The 18,448-nt window shown below is 50.7% G+C and carries 13 protein-coding genes; 10 read left to right on the top strand and 3 right to left on the bottom strand.

The genetic code is table 11. The features are described 5' to 3' along the window. Nucleotides 1–357: 357 nt before the first annotated feature. Nucleotides 358–1,551, bottom strand: a complete 1,194-nt coding sequence (locus P40081_RS04950; RefSeq protein WP_042133759.1) for an IS256 family transposase — start codon at nucleotides 1,549–1,551, stop codon at nucleotides 358–360. A 639-nt stretch (nucleotides 1,552–2,190) separates the two neighbouring features. On the opposite strand from P40081_RS04950, the gene P40081_RS04955 reads away from it, so the two are divergent. Continuing rightward, on the top strand, nucleotides 2,191–3,129 hold the full coding sequence (locus tag P40081_RS04955) for an alpha/beta fold hydrolase (protein ID WP_042133762.1): 939 nt from the start codon (nucleotides 2,191–2,193) through the stop codon (nucleotides 3,127–3,129). Nucleotides 3,130–3,225: 96 nt separating this feature from the next. Here the strand turns inward: P40081_RS04955 and P40081_RS04960 are convergent, their stop codons facing one another. Both P40081_RS04960 and P40081_RS04965 read right to left on the bottom strand, forming a co-directional pair. Then, the gene (locus P40081_RS04960) at nucleotides 3,226–3,729 is read right to left on the bottom strand and encodes a hypothetical protein (RefSeq protein WP_042133764.1); all 504 of its coding nucleotides are present in this window, start codon (nucleotides 3,727–3,729) and stop codon (nucleotides 3,226–3,228) included. Nucleotides 3,730–4,073: 344 nt separating this feature from the next. Beyond that, nucleotides 4,074–5,078 (bottom strand): LacI family DNA-binding transcriptional regulator, encoded by a 1,005-nt coding sequence (locus tag P40081_RS04965; RefSeq protein WP_042133765.1) that lies wholly within the window; start codon nucleotides 5,076–5,078, stop codon nucleotides 4,074–4,076. Between the two features lie 491 nt (nucleotides 5,079–5,569). Between P40081_RS04965 and P40081_RS04970 the strand changes: the two genes are divergently transcribed. The 9 genes from P40081_RS04970 to P40081_RS05010 all read left to right on the top strand — a co-directional run bounded on the left by P40081_RS04970 (nucleotide 5,570) and on the right by P40081_RS05010 (nucleotide 18,435). Next, a complete protein-coding gene (locus P40081_RS04970; RefSeq protein WP_042133768.1) occupies nucleotides 5,570–6,931 on the top strand; it encodes an ABC transporter substrate-binding protein in 1,362 nt (453 codons plus the stop codon). 138 nt (nucleotides 6,932–7,069) lie between these two features. Further along, on the top strand, nucleotides 7,070–9,955 hold the full coding sequence (locus P40081_RS04975; RefSeq protein WP_042140759.1) for an extracellular solute-binding protein: 2,886 nt from the start codon (nucleotides 7,070–7,072) through the stop codon (nucleotides 9,953–9,955). Nucleotides 9,956–10,009: 54 nt separating this feature from the next. Further along, nucleotides 10,010–10,882, top strand: a complete 873-nt coding sequence (locus P40081_RS04980; RefSeq protein ID WP_081970408.1) for a carbohydrate ABC transporter permease — start codon at nucleotides 10,010–10,012, stop codon at nucleotides 10,880–10,882. Nucleotides 10,883–10,887: 5 nt separating this feature from the next. Further along, nucleotides 10,888–11,787: a carbohydrate ABC transporter permease gene (locus P40081_RS04985; RefSeq protein ID WP_042133769.1), complete on the top strand. Its 900-nt coding sequence runs from the start codon at nucleotides 10,888–10,890 to the stop codon at nucleotides 11,785–11,787. A 13-nt stretch (nucleotides 11,788–11,800) separates the two neighbouring features. Further along, nucleotides 11,801–13,309 carry an NHL repeat-containing protein gene (locus tag P40081_RS04990; protein ID WP_063779777.1) on the top strand — a complete coding sequence of 503 codons (1,509 nt, stop codon included), beginning with the start codon at nucleotides 11,801–11,803 and terminating at the stop codon, nucleotides 13,307–13,309. Next, nucleotides 13,290–13,910: a YIP1 family protein gene (locus P40081_RS04995; RefSeq protein ID WP_042133771.1), complete on the top strand. Its 621-nt coding sequence runs from the start codon at nucleotides 13,290–13,292 to the stop codon at nucleotides 13,908–13,910. The genes P40081_RS04990 and P40081_RS04995 overlap by 20 nt, the downstream gene beginning before the upstream one ends. Before the next feature lie 14 nt (nucleotides 13,911–13,924). Then, nucleotides 13,925–16,504 carry a DUF5696 domain-containing protein gene (locus P40081_RS05000; protein ID WP_042133773.1) on the top strand — a complete coding sequence of 860 codons (2,580 nt, stop codon included), beginning with the start codon at nucleotides 13,925–13,927 and terminating at the stop codon, nucleotides 16,502–16,504. After that, nucleotides 16,501–17,400, top strand: a complete 900-nt coding sequence (locus P40081_RS05005; RefSeq protein WP_042133775.1) for a carbohydrate ABC transporter permease — start codon at nucleotides 16,501–16,503, stop codon at nucleotides 17,398–17,400. The genes P40081_RS05000 and P40081_RS05005 overlap by 4 nt, the downstream gene beginning before the upstream one ends. Nucleotides 17,401–17,424: 24 nt before the next feature. Continuing rightward, nucleotides 17,425–18,435: a carbohydrate ABC transporter permease gene (locus tag P40081_RS05010; RefSeq protein ID WP_042133776.1), complete on the top strand. Its 1,011-nt coding sequence runs from the start codon at nucleotides 17,425–17,427 to the stop codon at nucleotides 18,433–18,435. Nucleotides 18,436–18,448: the final 13 nt, after the last annotated feature.

Here is an 18,448-nt window from a genome sequence, read left to right on the forward strand (position 1 = left end):
ATTAAAGGGATAAATCCCTCTGAATCTGCCGAAAGTGAGCGGCATGGGTAAATTAAAGGGAAAAATCCCTCCGGTTCCGCCGAAAGTGGGCGGCACGGGGAAATGAGGGGCAGAAGTGCCCCTGAATCTGCCGAAAGTGGGCGGCAAGCAGGGATGAGGGGCAGAAGTGCCCCTGAATCCGCCGAAAGTGGGCGGCAAGCAGGAATGAGGGGCAGAAGTGCCCCTGAATTCGCCGAAAGTGGTAGCGTCAAGAAGTTTGTGTAAGAGAGTAGAAGTACCTCCCCGGGTTACGGGTTGGGGGTGCAGGTGTTTCTGGGGGTCGGGGGAACCCCGACCCCCAGAAACTGGATTCATCCGCTATTCTTCTTCGGGTGTGGGCAAGGAAGGGTAGCGTGCTTCAAATAACTCGTTTAGCTTCTTTTTGACGGGTTCCATCCCAAAGCCAGGAACGACCCGCTGCCCATGACGTTCATTGTAGTCAAGCATTTCGAGATACACGATTTTCTCTGCCGCATCCATATTCGTCAAACTGTTCATCGGTTTAAGGCGTTTGCGGATTTCCTTGTTCATTCGCTCAATCGGATTCGACGTATAGATCGCTTTGCGAATGGGCTCCGGGTACTTGTAGAACGTCAGGAGTGTGCACAACTGCTCCTCCCAGGACTTCATTTCTTTCGAATACAGCTTGTTCCACTTGGCTTTGACCGTATCAAAGTTAGCCCGGGCCACGACCTCATCCGGTGCGGTATACACGGTCTTCAGGTCTTCAAGGACATCGGTTTTGTGCTCGATCCGGATTTTGGGGAACGTGGCCCGCACCTTGTGCACCACACAGTGCTGCACATCCGCCTGCGGGTACGTCTCTTTAAACGCCGCATCCAGCCCGGGAAGCCCGTCAAACACACCGAGCAACACTTCCTGCGCTCCACGGTCGTACAGGTCTTTAAGGACCTCACGCCAGCCGTTCGAACTCTCTTGACCGCCGACGTAGAACCCTAGGATTTGACGTTGTCCCTCTTCGTCAATCCCCATCGCAAAATAAACGACCTCACCGCGGACCGTACCCCGTTTGAGCTTCACGTACAGCCCATCCAGGTAGATCACAGAGTAGCGCTTGCTCAGCGGCCGTTTCTGCCACTGGTGGATGTCGTCCAGGACGGTAGCCGTAATGTTGCTAACGGTCGTTGGAGAGTAATGGCTTCCAAACATACTTTCAATAAACCGGGCCACATCCCGCGTCCCCATGCCGCTTTTATACATCTGGATGACCGCTTCCTCCAGCCACCCGTCCCGCCGCTGGTACGGCTCAAACATCTGAGTTTGAAACAATCCTTGGCGGTCGCGGGGGACCTCCAGGTCCTCTAGATTGCCGTATTTCGTGTGCAGGTTTCGGGTGTAGTATCCGTTACGGCTATTGCGTGTACCTGCTTCCTCGCTCGCCATGAACGCCTGCATTTCTGCACGCATGATGGACTCCAAGTGGTCTTTCACAAAATCGTTAACAAGTTTTTCAAATAGATTATTCAGTGAGCTTTCGGGTAAAATAGTCATTGGTAGGGTTCCTCCTTGGTGGTTTCGCAATCCTGAGGATACCCTACTTTTTTGTTGCCTGACTAGGCTCCAAATACTGGTACACAACTTATTTTACGCCATCCCGAAAGTGGGCGGCAAGCAGGAATGAGGGGCAGAAGTGCCCCTGAATCTGCCGAAAGTGAGCGGCATGGGTAAATTAAAGGGATAAATCCCTCTGAATTCGCCGAAAGTGGGCGGCAAGCAGGAATGAGGGTCAGAAGAGCCCTTGAGTCCGCCGAAAGTGAGCGGCAAGAGGAAATGAGGGGCAGAAGTGCCCCTCATTTCCCAGGGACTGCCCAGAAAGTATTCAGAGGGGAGTATTGTGAGGTAGCCGTAGTACCAGCATGAGCTGCACAGGCTGCATAAACACCACCTTGATTCACCCATAAAGGTGATTTTGTTCAAATATAAGAATTTATATGTTTCGCACGGTAACTTATCCTTCTATTGCTCGCTGAAACACCCCGTCCTTATAGGACGGCGTAGCCGTTTCCACTTGTATGCAGCTGTTCATATTCAGTTCATATTGCCGTCACGGGGAGTACATCTTCATTGTGTAAGCTTACCTTATTGGTTCGTAAGGATCTTAATCAAACGATAAGGACAGGTGCATGTATAATGAAAAAATGGCTTAGGGTTACGCTTAAATCTATTGCGGCCATAATGATCGCCATAGTGCTTTTTTTAGCTGTTGTGTTTGTAGTGAATATTATCAGCAGCAAATCGGAGCAGGGGAAAATTGAGTCTTACGGCCAGCTGGTGCCTGTAGACGGCAAAAAGATGAATGTACTGATTCAAGGGACGGGCGAGGAAACTGTGGTGCTGCTGCCTGGTTATGGCACGGGCGCTCCGGCACTGGATTTCAAACCTCTGATCGATGAGCTGTCTCCGCATTACACGGTAGTAGCGGTTGAGCCGTTCGGCTATGGATTAAGTGATGGAACCGATAAGGAACGGACTAACGATAATATTGCCAGTGAAATTCATGAGGCATTGCAGCAGCTGGGTATTAACCGTTACACGCTGATGGGGCATTCCATTGCCGGCATATACGGACTGGATTATGTGAACAAGTACACAGACGAAGTGACTGCTTTTGTCGGAATCGACAGCAGTGTGCCGACACAAGGCGGGATGGATGCTGAAATGCCCATCGGACTGTTTAAGTTTCTGGACAACTCAGGTCTGATGAGAATGCTCAAGAAGCTGAGCGGTGACCCGTATGCCGGACTGCCATATGATGATCAGATCAAGCAGCAGATGAAAATGATCTCGAATAAAAACTCCAGCAACGACACTACTATGAATGAAATGAAACATTTCAATGATAACTTTACAGCGGCTCAGGCTTTGGCATTCCCTAAGGAGCTCCCGCTGCTCCTCTTCATACAGGCTAATAATACAGATGTTGAGGGCTGGCAGACGCTGCATGAAGGGCAAGTGAAGGATTCTGTGCACGGCAAACTGATCCCGCTTGAAGGGGAGCATTACCTACACCACACCCTGTCTAAAGAGATCGTCCAGGATTATAAGGCGTTCATGGAACAGGTTAAATAATAGAAGCTTTGCGCTATATTCTGGTAAACAGAAACAGCGGCAGCCCGGGACAGTAACAAGTCTTGGATTGCCGCTGTTTTGTGATGATAATTGTAGTTAGCTTAGTTGATTATTTACGGGATTAAGAAACCAGGCAAGCTTCTCTTTATAGGCTTCAATGTCATGAAAAGTCTGAAGCTCATGCTCCTGTAACAATTGGTGTAATTCCACCAGCTTATTAATCAATCCCTCCGCAACACGTACGATATTGTCCCTTGTGAAAATGTACTTGGTGAAAGTAGCTTGTTCTGTACCCCAAATGACTGTTTCTTTCTTATACAGAACATCAATATAAAATCCTCCACAACCAAAAATACCACAAGAGCAGGTATACATCGGGATTCTCCCTTGACGGGTAAGGGATTCGAAGAACTCAGTGACTACAAATACTTCACCCTCGTCTTCATTTAACCTAAGTCCATTTACATATAGAGATATAGTTGAAGTAACTACCGGAGCTAATACCCGTTTATGCTTAGAGAGATTCGTATATTTCTTGGATATATCAATCAACATTTCAAAAGTCAGGGTGTCTAAGCTGTTATCTTCTGAAGCAGCCATATATCATTACCACCTTTAGATGGAGGTCTGAGCGGACTGAGATTCCCTTATTCTCCAAAAAACCTCATAATAAGGCTGAAACGGACTGAGATTCCGTTATGTTGTTCTTTTGAGCTTAAAAGGAGGATGATTAGGAGACTTAGCGGAATCTCAGTCCGAATCCCCCGCAATATCCCCAGATCGTGCAGGATAGAGGAATCTCAGTCCGTTTCACAGCTGGATGGGCCATGAGGCCCCGCCGAAGTTCCAGTGGTAGAATGGCTAGCTCCATGCGCAGCCGCTAAGCTCCCTCTTGATTTACCCGTAGTAATTATGTTCGGCAACATACGCCCGGCTTACCTTCCTCAGTCCCTGACAATAAGATCTGCCTGAATCAGGATCTTCTCATAGCTTGTACCCGGATTCAGGATTCTCCACAGCATATGATCTACAGCTCTTGTACCGAGCAGCTGCTTGTTTACATTAACGGTTGCCAGGAACGGCAGGTTGGGGTGCGTATTATCGAAACCGGTAAACAGCAGATTGTCAGGAACGGGCATACCCATAATCTCCATCGTCTCCAGGGCGAACAAAGCGTAGATATCATTAGCACATACAAAAACCTCGGGCAGACCGTGTTCGGTAACAGCCGCAGTGAAGGTTTCCCGGAAATTATCAATCTCCGGCCCGTTAAGGGAAGGGTTCTGCTTAAGTTCGATCTCGTTATCCTCAAGTGAGGCCCGGAAGACCAGGAACCGTTCATAGAAGCTCTGGGCATCACGGATGTTGCCGAGGAACTGGTAGTTGCGGTAGCCCTTTTTGATGACAAGGTTCATCAGTTCTCTCATGCAGGACAGATTATCGGTAAAGATAGAATCGCACGGAAAGCTGGGATCGTAGTGATCCACCATCATGACCGGAATGCCGAGACTCCTGATCTCTGCCAGAATCGGTGTGGAAATGGAGCCGACTGTAATGACCCCCATGATGGCCTCGGGATTGAGGAGCGAGAACATTGAATCATCTTTAGGCTCTGTCAGCGTTAGCACATTAATGCCCCGCTGATCCAGCCGGGTAGAGATGCCGTTGAACAGCGGGCCCCAATATAAGGAGTCCGGATTCTGGTAGCGGATGTTGGGAAATAAGATCAGAATGGTTCCCGACCATTTGCGGGCATCCAGATCAATAAGCTCACCCGGAGGCTGCGCAGCGGTTGAGTCTTTAAAGTATCCGAGTTGCCCTGCGGCTTTGAAAATCATATCTCTGGTCTGTGTGCTTACACCGGGTTTGCCGGATAATGCCCGTGACACTGCAAATTTAGATAGCCCCGTAAAATCTGCTATGGATTGGATAGTTACTTTACGCCGCATGAAATCATCCTACTTTAGTCAGTTTATTTAGTCTCTTCAGAAGAACTACATTCCAATTTTACATGAAGAAGAGTAGACTAACACTTGTTTTTTTAGTTTTCTGAAAATGGTTTTGCCTATGAATCTATCTGTTATTATGATTATAGTTTTATATTATATTTTTGTTTTTATATAATGTTATTTTGTTATGATAAAGATAACACTGTTGTACGACTTCAACAAGAGATAAGCGGTTTTCCCACGTAAACAAGCCTTTATTATGTTAAAATAAGGATTTTTAATAAAATATTATTGACCATATTCCTGCCCGGTGGTAATATTTGTTATGCTAAGAAAAACAAATAAACAATAACAAATAAGGGCGGTGTGAAAAACAAACAAAGGTAAATGGGCTTTTGTTATTTTTTTAACCAGCATTGTAAGCGCTTTATAAGAGATGTGGCAGTACTGACGTATTCATCATTTATCAATTATCATGGGAGGTTTGACGGATGAGAAAGATAAAGGGGTATTCAGTTTTATTATTGTGTTTTGTTTTTTTACTTACAGCCTGCAGCGGCGGCAACAATGCAGCCAATAATACCAAGGCCAATGCGACGGCTGAGCCTGCTGCTACAGAGGCAGTGGCAGAAGCAACAGCGGAACCGACGGCAGCACCTGTTGATATGGGCGGACGTGTAATTAAGGTAGCGGCCTGGTGGGATCTGAAGCCTGCGGGCAATTCCGCATCCGAGAAGGAACGTCTGGCCAAGATTACTGAAGTGGAGCAAAAGTACAACTGCAAGTTCGAATTTGTAAATGTTCCCTTCGAAGAATTCATGCCCAAATTCACGGCAACCGCGCTTACGGGTGAACCTTTTGCTGATATCGTAATTATGGAGTACAACTCGGCCTGGCCTGCGATCCTCAAGGGACAGCTGATGAAAGTAAGCGAATATACAACAGCGGCTTCCAATATCAACAACGAGGCTAATCTGCTGGTGAAGGCGCCTAAAATTGCTAATGAGGACTATGCCTTCGCTGAACCTGGCGTTGGGGGAGCCGGTATTCACTACAACCGTGATTTGTTCAAGAAGCTGGGGCTTCCTGACCTGCAGGAGCTGTATGCCAGCGGACAGTGGAACTGGGATAAGTTCGTTGAAGTTGCCAAGCAGGCCACCAAGGATACGGACAATGACGGCAAAATCGATACTTACGGCTTCTCGGGCTGGGCAATCGATATGCTGCGCAACTTCTCCGCTGCCAACGGCGGCAAGCTGGTGGATGAAGCAACAAGCACTCAGGGTCTGACTGATCCGAAGGTTATTGAGGCGGCTGAATTCATTAACCGTCTGTACAACGTAGAGAACGTAGTCAAAGTCAAAGGCGCAGACAAAGTCGGCTATGACGAGTTCAATACCTTCAAGGATGGCGATGTAGCGATGTTCCCGGCTCCGATCTGGAACCTGGGCGATCTGACCTTCGATTTCGGTGTGGTTCCTTTCCCTAACGGACCTTCCGGATCGCCTGAAGTTACCTATGCCGATAACGGCAAGAATGCATTCTTCGTTCCCAAAGGTGTGAAAGATCCGCAGGCTGTCTATCAGGCTTTTGAAGATACCTATGATATTACACAAACCGGTGATTTCCCTAGCCAGGAATGGCTGGAAAGTATCTACGCACATGAAGAAGATGTCGCTATGATGCATGAACATATCAATAACACAGGCCAGATCCTGCTTGAAACCGCTTACCCGGAATATCCGACTTACGGTTATATGAAGGACATTATTGTAGACAATCAATCGGTTACTGCGACTGCCGAGAAGTATAAGCCGGAAGCAGAAGCTTCCATTGCTAAGCTAGGCAAGTAATAGGAGGGTTCCGGATCGTCATAACAACGGGGGGATGTCTTGGTGACTCCCCCTATTGTATGGATATAAGATTTCCGCTTGTAAGGAGGACTTCTGGTGACAGATAAAAAGCGTCAATCCAAAATAGCCAAGAATATAATGCTTGTTGCTGTAGCATTGCTGATCATGCTTCCGGCAGGCTTGAATGTACAGGCGGAGACTGGCACGAAGAAGGCTGTCTCTGCAGAAGAGCAGGTTCCCGGCGTTACCTCCGGGATTGCGGCGAATACCGGGAATAAATACGTTGCCTATCTGGCTGAACATAAGGACGCTCCCAGACCTGATCAGGAAATTATTCTGGAGGCGGCTGACTATAGTCATGTAGAAGGCGGCGGCTTCGAGAAGTGGTCCGATTACGAAGGTATGGCCGGTGAAGCGCTGTTAACCGGTGAAACCGGCAAGGCCGAGTGGACTGTTCAAATTAAGGAAGCCGGCTTCTATAACTTGTCGATGCTGTACTATCCCGTCGAAGGGAAAAGTTCGGCTATTGAGCGCGCCTTCTATATTGACGGGCAGCTCCCTTTCAAGGAGGCGGCGTTCCTGCAGTTTGACCGGATTTGGGATAATCAGTCGGATCAGCTGATCCAGGACAACCAGGGCAATGATTTGCGGCCAAGGCAGGTGGAGCGGCCGGTCTGGAGCGAGAAGGCGTTTCAGGACTCTGACGGTTATGAGAATGAGCCGTTTTTATTTTATTTCAGCGCCGGCACACATACCCTAACGCTGGAATCTTCAAGAGAACCTGTACTGATTAAGCAGCTGAAGCTGTTCAGGCAAAGTGCGCCGTTGCCGTACGAAGAAGCGAAGAAAGCGTGGGACTCCGAAGGCATTCAGGCCGTAAGCGGCCAGCTCCTGACCGTTCAGGCAGAAGACGCAACGGCGAAATCCTCCCCGACGTTGTACCCGCTGAATGAGCGTTCGAGCCCGGCAGTGACTCCGTACAGTTCTTCTGTAATTAAAATTAACACTATTGGCGGGCTGAACTGGCGGATACCGGGTCAGTGGATCGAATGGGAAGTGGATGTGCCTGAGACCGGATTCTATAAGCTGGCCTTCAAGACGCAGCAGAATTATGTGCGGGGAATCTATTCAACCCGGAAGCTGACCATTGATGGTACCGTCCCGTTTGCGGAAATGGCCAAGGTTCCTTTCCGGTATAAAAGCTCTTATCGGCTGGACATTATGGGCGGCAATGAGCCCTATCTATACAAGCTCGAACAAGGGAAACATGTCGTAAGGCTTGAGGTTAGCCTTGGCGAGTTCGCCCCGCTCATCCGTGAGGTAGAGAACAGCCTGTACAATCTCAACTCCATGTACCGCAAGATTCTGATGATTACCGGAACGAAGCCGGATGAGTACCGGGATTACCAGCTGGACCGGAAGATTCCGGGCCTCCTGGAGGTATTCGCTGCGGAGCGCGACCGCCTGAAGGGGATTGCGAAGGAACTGGTCCGTTTATCCGGACAATCCAGTGATCAGGAAGCGCTGCTCAAGACGATGGCCGAGCAGCTGGACGAGATGATTGAGGACCCGGATACGGTCCCCAAAAGACTTACCGCCTACAAGACGAATACCGGCGGACTCGGCACCTGGGTCCAGACGGCAAGAGAGCAGCCGCTTGAAGTGGATGCGCTCTACATAGCTTCACCTGATCAGAAGCTCTCGAAGAAAGGGATGGGCTTCGGCGCGAAGCTGAAGCATGAGACGGCGTCCTTCTTCACGTCCTTCTTCACCGACTACAACCAGATCGGCAATGTGTCGGATGAGGATGACCAGAAGTCGGTAACCGTATGGATCGGCAGCGGACGGGATCAGGCGAATACGATGAAGGCGATGATCGATGAGACGTTCACCGCAGCCACCGGGATTAATGTCAATCTGAAGCTGGTCAACATGACCACGCTGCTTCCGGCGACCCTGGCCGGACAAGGGCCGGATGTGGCAATGCAGATCGGCAATGATCTGCCGGTTAACTTTGCAATGCGCAATGCGGCGGCAGATCTGACGCAGTTTGCGGATTTCGGGGAAGTGAGCACACGTTTCCGCGAGAGTGCGGTGCTGCCTTACCGGTATGACAGCGGTGTCTATGCCCTGCCTGAGACCCAGACTTTCAATATGCTCTTCTACCGCAAGGACATTCTGCAGGAGCTGGAGCTTGAGGTTCCGCAGACCTGGGATGAGGTATCCACACTGCTCGCGGTGCTCAGCAAGAATCATATGCAGTTTGGCCTGCCCGTAGTGGTCCAATCGGCAGTGCAGGGACAGAACATCCCGCCGAACTCGATGTTTGCCGCACTGCTGTTCCAGAATGGCGGGCAATTCTACCGCGATGGCGGCAAAGCGTCAGATCTGGATTCGCGTACCGGAATCGAGACCTTCAAGCAATGGAGCGAATTCTATACCGATTACAAGCTGGAACGCGAATATGACTTTGCCAACCGTTTCCGTACAGGTGAAATGCCGATCGGCATCGCGGATTATACCTTATATAACCAGCTGTCTGTCTTTGCTCCGGAGATCAGGGGCATGTGGGGCTTCGTGCCGATCCCCGGAACCGTGAAGGAAGACGGTACGCTGGACCGCACAGTCTCCAGTGGCGGCAGTGCAGTCGTAATGCTGGATAAAGCAAAGGACAAGGATGCGTCCTGGGAATTCATGAAGTGGTGGACGAGTGAACAGACCCAGACGGTGTTCGGGCGTGAGATGGAAGGCTTGATGGGCGCTGCCGCACGTTATCCGACAGCGAATATCAAAGCGCTGGACAGCTTGCCTTGGCCGATCGCCGATTACGAGAATCTGAAAGCCCAGTTCGAATGGGCGGAAGGGGTTCCTGAGGTTCCGGGCGGATATTTCACAGGCCGGCATTTGTTTAATGCTTTTTACAAAACAGTGGTCGGCGGTGTGGAAGCCAGGGAATCCATCATGGACTATGTCCAGTATATTAAGGACGAAATCACCACCAAACGCAAAGAGTTTGGTCTATAGCGGTAAGGGGGAGAGTCAAGCGTGCAAACTTGGTGGAGCCTGAAATGGCAGCAGATGAGAGCGAATAAGCATTCGTACATTCTGATGGCGCCGTATATGCTGTTGTTCGCCGTATTTACGGTGCTGCCGGTATTGGTCTCGGTTGTACTTAGCTTCACATATTTCAATATGCTGGAATTTCCGAAGTTCATTGGGTGGCAGAACTACACGCGTCTTTTTTTGGAGGATGATGTATTCCTGATTGCCCTCAAGAACACACTGCTGTTCGCAGTAATTACAGGTCCGATAAGCTATATCGCCTGTTTCGTGTTCGCCTGGATCATCAATGAGCTGTCACCGAAGCTTAGAGCTGTAATGACGCTCGTGTTCTATGCCCCGTCCATCTCGGGAAATGTCTATTTCATCTGGCTGATGATCTTCTCCGGGGACCGGTACGGGATCATGAACGGGTTGCTGCTGAAGTTCGGCTTCATTCTGGAACCGATCCAGTGGCTGAAGACAGAAGGCTATATTATGCCGATCATCATCCTGGTCCAGTTATGGCTCAGTCTGGGAACGGGCTTCCTGACCTTCATTGCCGGACTGCAGACCGTGGATGGAACCTTATACGAAGCGGGAGCCGTGGACGGAATCAAGAACCGCTGGCAGGAGCTCTGGTATATCACCTTGCCTTCCATGCGCCCGCAGCTGATGTTCGGTGCTGTCATCCAGATTACGACCGCGTTCGCCGTAGCTGATGTTTCGATTGCCCTGGCCGGGTTCCCGAGCGTGAACTATGCAGCGGAGACCATCGTGACGCACCTGATCGACTTTGGCACCACAAGGTTCGAGATGGGCTATGCTTCAGCGATTGCTACTGTATTGTTCTTCATCATGGTAGGCACCAACCTGGTGGTGCAGAAGCTTCTTAGAAAGGTGGGTGAATAGAAGACATGAATACCCCCTTTCAAATAGGTTCCAAACGGTTAAACCGGCCTTTACGGATGCCCAAGAAGCGGGTGAACCGCTCTGCCTGGGGCACCTTCTCTTTATTTGCCCTGCTTACTGTATTCGGGGCGTTTATGATTTTGCCGCTGGTGTATGCGATTAATAATGCGTTCAAGCCGCTGGACGAAATCTTCATCTTCCCGCCGACCCTGTTTGTCCGGCACCCGACGATGAACAACTTTATCGATCTGTTCAACCTGCTGGGGAATTCATGGGTGCCGTTTTCCCGGTATATTTTCAACACGGTGTTCATTACCGGTGCTGGGATTATCGGGCATGTCCTGCTGGCTTCGGCGGCAGCGTACCCTCTGGCCAAACATCATTTTCCCGGCAAAAAAGCACTGTTCAGCATCGTTGTCCTCTCGCTGATGTTCACACCGGCGGTGACGGCTATGCCAAACTATATGATCATGTCCTGGCTGGGCCTCATCGATACGTACTGGGCAGTTATCATACCGGCCTTTGCCTATTCACTGGGGCTCTATCTGATGAAGCAATTCATGGAGCAGATTCCCGATGTGCTGCTGGAAGCGGCCAAAATTGACGGGGCGAGTGAATACCGCATTTTCTGGTCGATCGTGATGCCTAACGTCAAGCCGGCCTGGCTGACGCTCATCATTCTGTTATTCCAGATTCTCTGGGGCAGTGACGGCAACGGGTTCATCTACAGTGAACAGCTGAAATCACTGCACTTTGCAGCGGGCCAGGTGGTTGCAGGGGGGATTGCCCGTTCCGGTCCGGCGGCAGCGGTGGCCCTCATTCTGATGAGCGTGCCGATCACGCTGTTTGTGTTCTCGCAGAGCCGGATTATAGAGACCATGGCAACTTCGGGAATGAAGGATTAAGGGGGGAACGCAGTTGATCGCAAAAAAATGGCTGCTGTCACTTATGGCGGCATCCCTGCTGATTGTGTATGCAGCTCCCGCGCCGGCGTATGCAGAATCTGCGCCTTATGAGAGCTACAACTATAACTATTGGGAAGAAGCGGTGCCCGCTCCTGCGGCGTATATCCCTGACCGGACCCTGTCCGGCAAGGATCTGGGGGTAGGTGATTTCCGGGAACCCGGCGACATGGCCGTGGCGGCAAGCGGACTGATCTATATAGCCGACAGCGGGAACGGGCGGATTATTTGCCTGGACCCGGACTGGAAGGTCGTTAAGGTCATTACCGGATTCGATAATCTGGGCACGGAGGATACATTCAAGAATCCATCCGGATTGTACATTACGGAAGACGGCAATTTGTATGTTGCCGATACGGATAACGGGCGTGTGGTGATCCTGTCCCCGGAAGGGGAGCTGCTCGGCATGGTGGAGAAGCCGGCGTCTGATATTTTGCCGGCAGACTTCAAGTTTATTCCCGTGAAAGTGACTGTGGATCAGGCTAAACGTGTCTATGTCATCGCTAAAGGGATCTTCGAAGGGATCATGCAGTTTGATAAGAACGGTGAATTTATCGGCTACGTCGGCACGAACAAGGTACAGCGTGACTATACCGAATATCTGTGGCGGCTGGTCTCAACCAAAGCGCAGAAAGCGCAGATGGCGCTGTTCGTGCCTACAGAATTCTCCAATGTTGATGTGGATGCCAAAGGTTTCCTCTATGCGACGAATATTGATCCGGGCTCGCAGGAGCCGGTCAAGCGGCTGAATCCCTCCGGGGAGGATGTACTGAAGCGGTTCGGATATTTCGACATTAAAGGCGATATCCGGTACCGGAGGGCGGATGGACCGTCCAAGTTCACAGATATTAAAGTGCTGGGGAACGGGATGTACAGTGCGCTTGATGCCAATCAGGGCAAGGTGTTCACGTATAACGATGAAGGTGATCTTCTCTATGTCTACGGAGGCAAAGGCAACCAGACCGGGACCTTCAAAATACCGGTAGCGGTAGAGTTCTCCCAAGGGAACCAGCTCGTACTGGACCGGGGGAAAGGCAACATTGTCGTGTTCAGGCCGACCCGGTTCGGCACAAGCGTCAATGAAGCGGTGGGGTATCACTACAATGGTGAAGATACGCTCGCTGTGCCGGTATGGAGGGAAGTCCTGAAGCTGAACTCCAACTACGATATCGCGTATATCGGCATTGGCAAGTCCTTGCTGATGGACAAAAACAACAAAGAGGCGCTTAAATATTTCAAGCTCGGAATGGACCGTGACGGGTATTCAGTAGCCTTCAAACGGTACCGGAGAGAAGTCATGCAGGAGCATTTCGGAACCTTCCTGACAGCGGTAATGATCCTGGTGCTGGCTTGGCTGTCTTATAAGCTCTTCAGCTTCTGGAGAAGGAAGCGGCGGTTAACCGCGTCCAGGCAGGCTTCGCCAAACCTTAAGGAGGGGAACGCCCATGAGGCAGGATTTCATTAAATTCCCGCTGCACCTCATTGTGCATCCGTTTGACAGCTTTTGGGATATGAAGTACGAAGGCAAAGGGAAGGTCCGGGTCGCGTTGACGATTCTGCTGCTGGTCGTGATTTCGATGATCCTGAAGGATCAGTTTGCGGGTTTCCTGGTGAATTATAACGACCCCCGGCATCTGAACAGCATCACGCAATTGTTCACGATTATCTTTCCCTTCTTCCTGTGGTGCCTCTCCAACTGGGCGATCACCACACTCATGGACGGGGAAGGCAAATTCAAAGAAATTATGATGGCTACAGCCTATGCGCTAGTTCCGATTGTAATCATTTATGTGCCGATGATCCTGGCCAGCCGGTTTATGGCGGAGGAAGAAACAGCCTTCTATTATCTGATGATGACGATATCCTCCATATGGTTCGTCGCGTTATTATTCGTCGGCATTATGACCGTTCATCAATATACCGTGCTCAAAACCATAGTCACGATGCTGCTCACGGTTATTGTCATGGGAATTGTCGTGTTTCTGGGGACGCTCGTATTAAGCATGCTTCAGCAGATTATAGAATTCTTCGTTAACATTTACCGGGAATTAATTTTCCGTACGTAAAGGAGGCCGCACCTGTGAAAAATCGTAAAATGCTGGTCGCGGTGCTCGCCTGTGCCGCAGTCATGCTTATTCTTGCCGGTTCTGCCGTATTCTTCTCCTCACGCGGAGTGAAGGCGGTGGAAGCCTCGGCCTATATGGAAGTAACAGATGAGCTGGAGGCCGGAACCGGGTTCACCGCACTGCCGGATTCGTCCGGGGGTATACCGGGCATGCAGCTTGCAGCAGATGAATCTGAGCTGTCCTTATACTTCAATCCTGAGACAACGGAAATTGCCGTGAAGGATAAAAGCCATGGTCAGATCTGGTACAGCAATCCGTCGGGCCGCGGGCAGGATACCCTGGCTTCGGGATTCGAGAAGGAGCTGCTGTCCTCGCAGCTGAACGTACTGTTCCGCGACTCTATAGGGACGCTTGAATCCTATACGAACTTCGCCCAGAGTATCAGCAGCAAACAATTCACTGCTGAGAGCATCAAGAACGGGCTGCGGATTGTATATACGATTGGAGATACATCGATCGGGATTGATGCGCTGCCTAAGTTCATCAGCAAGACAAGAATGGAAGAGAAGGTCCAGGCTAATCTGGATGCGTCCAGCGCCAAGTATGTAGGGCAGCGTTATTATCCGAAAGAAGGTGACCCGGAAGTTCTGGAACGCATTGATGCCCAGGTCTCGAAGCCGCTGGTGCTGAGCAAAATGACTGCGGCCTTCAACAAATCCGGTTATTCTGCGGAAGATCTGGCCTTCGATAATGAGGAGAACGGAGTGGAGGGCGGCTCCGGAGCAAGCAAGCCGAACTTCATCATTCCGCTGGAATACCGGCTGGATGCAGGGTCGCTGGTAGTAACTATTCCTGTGAACCAGGTCAAGGAGAGCGGTGAATATCAGATTCGCAGCCTGGAGCTGCTGAATATGTTCGGAGCTGCGGATCAGCAGAGCGACGGCTACATGTTCGTTCCGGACGGCTCCGGCAGCCTGATCTATCTGAATAACGGAAAAGTGAAGGAAGAGCAGTATGTACAGCGTGTATACGGCCCGGACCCGAATGATAACAGCTATAGACGCGGGCAGGTCAGCGAGAGTGCCAGAATGCCGGTCTTTGGCCTGAAAACAGAGGATGCCGCATGGTTTGCCGTGATCGAGAAAGGCGATGCCATAGCCAGCATTGCCGCAGATATCAGCGGCAAGAAGAACTCCTACAACTTCATCCACAGCAGCTACACCCTGCGGGGAGAAGATGAGCTTGAGCTGTATACGGGTTCTACCATTCAGGAAATCCAGCTGTTAAATGAAGAGATTTACAAAGGAGATATTGAGGTCCGCTACAACTTCCTCGGTAAAGATAAAGCCAATTATTCAGGAATGGCTGAGCTGTACCGGAATAAGCTGGCGGCGGAGCAGGTGCTGCAGCCTCTGGAGACCGGACAGGATGTCCCCTTCTATCTCGATATGCTGGGGGCGGTCGACAAGCAGAAGTCGTTCCTCGGCGTCCCTTACCGGTCCGAGATTGCCATGACCACCTTCGGACAGGCGGCACAGATTGCTGAACAACTGAAGCAGGATGGCGTTGACCGGCTGCTTATGCGCTATACCGGCTGGTCTGCCAAAGGGGTGAATCATGCTTCACCGGATAAGCTGAAGACGGAAAGTGTGCTGGGCAGTAAAAAGGAGCTTCTAGAATTATCAGAGAAGCTGGAACAAACGGGAGGCATGTTATTCCCGGATATTGCTTTCCAGAAGATTTATCACGATGATGGCGGCTTCACGCCTTCCTCCGATGCCTCGCGGTTCGTGACCCGGGAAGAAGCGGAGCTCTATCCGTACAACCGGGCCTTGAACCGGATGGATATGACGCTAGGAAGCTACTATCTGTTGTCCCCGGCCAAGCTGCCCTATTATGTAGACACATTCATGAGCAAGTATAAAGCTTATGGGTTCAACGGCGTATCCCTGCGGGATCTCGGCAGTGTGCTCAGCTCGGATTTCCGGGTCAGCCGGGTCATTCAGCGGGAGACGGCCAAACAAATTGTAGAAGAGCAGCTGGGCAAGCTGGATCAGAGCATCGGCCGGACGATGGTCGCCGGAGGCAATGCGTATGCATGGCCTTACTCGGATCATCTGATCAATGTACCGACCGCCTCCAGCGGCTTCGTGCTGACGGATGAAGAAATCCCGTTCTATGAAATGGTTGTCCATGGTTACATCAGCTATACGGGGACGCCGGTGAATCTGAACGATGAGCAGGATCTCAAGGTGCAGCTGCTCCGCTCTATTGAGCTTGGGGCTGCGCCGCATTTCTCCTGGTCGTATGAGCCGTCCTCCCAGCTGAAATACACTCATTTTGACGACATGTATGCCACAAGTTATCAGGATTGGTACGGTCAGGCGGTTTCGCTGTACAAGGAAGTCAGTAAAGTGCTCTCTCCGGTACAGAACGCGCAGATTGTGAATCACATACGTCATCAGGAGGGTGTTGTGGAGGTGCAGTACAGCAACGGGATTTCAATCTATGTAAATTACACAGACATGCCAGTCTCCGTACACGGCTTCACTGTCGGAGCCGGACAATATGGGATAGAAGGTGGGCAGTCATGAGGGGGAGCAAGCTCAGCTTAAATCACAAGCGCTCTTGGCTGGGAATCGCCTTTATTACGCCGTGGCTGCTTGGATTCGTATTCATGTTCGCGGCTCCGCTCATTCAGTCCATCAAATTCAGCTTCAGCAAATTAAATGTCGATCCGACCGGGTTCACACTGGACTGGGTGGGCTGGTCTAATTTCAACAATGCGTTGTTTGTAGATGCCACCTTCAACCGCGTACTCACCGAATCCGTCAGGGATATGGTGCTTAACGTTCCGATGATCCTGTTCTTCAGCCTGTTCTCGGCAACGCTGCTGAATCAGAAATTCCGGGGGAGAGTTCTGGCCCGTGCGATATTCTTCCTGCCGGTTATTCTGGCTTCGAATGCGATATCGGCGGCAGAAGCTTCCGGACTGATCAATCTGGTGGGGGATGCCACGGCTGTGAATGAACTCGGTCAATCCGGCTCGCAGTACAACGTCATGGCGATGGTGATGATTCTGAGTGATATCGGGTTGCCGCTGTCGTTCGTGGATTACATTGTGGATGCCATCCTGCGGATTTATGAGATTATTACGAGCTCGGGTGTACAGATTCTAATCTTCCTGGCCGCGCTGCAGTCTGTGCCGGGGGCGATGTACGAGGTAGCGAAGATTGAAGGGGCGACCGCTTATGAATCCTTTTGGAAAATCACCTTCCCGCTGGTAAGCCCGCTTATCCTGACCAATGTGATCTACACCATTATTGATTCCTTCACGGGCAGCAAAGTAACGCAAATGATCTTCACCACCGCGTTCACCACCCAGAACTTTGGTCTCAGTGCGGCCATGTCGTGGATCTATACGCTGATTATTAGCATCGTCCTGATTATTGTAGGATACGTACTGTCCAAAAGAGTGCATTACAATTGATGAATCGCAAAGGAGGATATGGCTATGCAAGCTCCTCAATCTGTTCAGCCTGCTCATAGGGAGGCGAATCACCATAGAGTCCATAAGCTAAAAGGCAAAGCAGTGGATCTTCTATACGCACTGTTCCGCTATGCGCTGGTCATCGGGATATCCTTCATCATTATTTACCCGCTGCTTATGAAGTTCTCCATCGCCTTCAAGGATAAAGCGGATATCTACAATCCGACGATTTATATGATTCCGGTCCACTACACTATGGATAACATCAGAATGGCGATGCAGATTCTGGACTACTTCCCGCTGCTGGGGAATACGCTGCTCTTCGTCGTAGTGACTACGGTGCTGACCACGGCTTCCTGCGCTTTGGCCGGTTACGGCTTCGCCCGGTTCAACTTTCCGGGAAGCAACATCCTGTTCGCGCTAGTCATTCTGACCCTGCTTGTCCCTACCAGCACGCTGATGGTGCCGATGTACCTGCATTTCAGAAGCTTTGACATTATGGGGATTATTCATTTGATTACTGGGAAAAGCGGCATAAATCTGCTGAATACGTATTGGCCTTCAATGATTACATCCGCGACAGCCATCGGACTTAAGGCGGGGTTGTTCATTTATATTTTCCGCCAGTTCTTCAAGGGGATGCCGAAGGAGATTGAGGAAGCGGCGCTGATTGACGGTGCAGGGGGAGTGAAGACATTCCTGCGGATCATGCTGCCCAATGCGGTCTCGCCGATGATTACGGTGATCCTGTTCTGCTTCGTCTGGCAGTATAACGATACCTTCTTCACCTCGCTGTTCATGAGTGAAATTGCACTTATGCCTACGAAGGTCAGCTCGCTGGCCGCGCAGGCCAATGCCCTGCTGCCGGGACTGCTGGGGGTAGGCGGGGGATCGGGTGTCAAGGCAGACCCCAATCATGTAGCGATGATTATCGATACCGGCATCCTGCTGGCGATTCTTCCGCTGATTACCTTGTATATGGTGGTGCAGCGTTACTTCGTAGAGAGTGTGGAACGCAGCGGAATTATCGGCTGATCCAGACGAAGGA

The organism is Paenibacillus sp. FSL P4-0081 (assembly GCF_000758565.1).
GTDB classification, from domain to species: Bacteria; Bacillota; Bacilli; order Paenibacillales; family Paenibacillaceae; genus Paenibacillus_AQ; species Paenibacillus_AQ phytohabitans.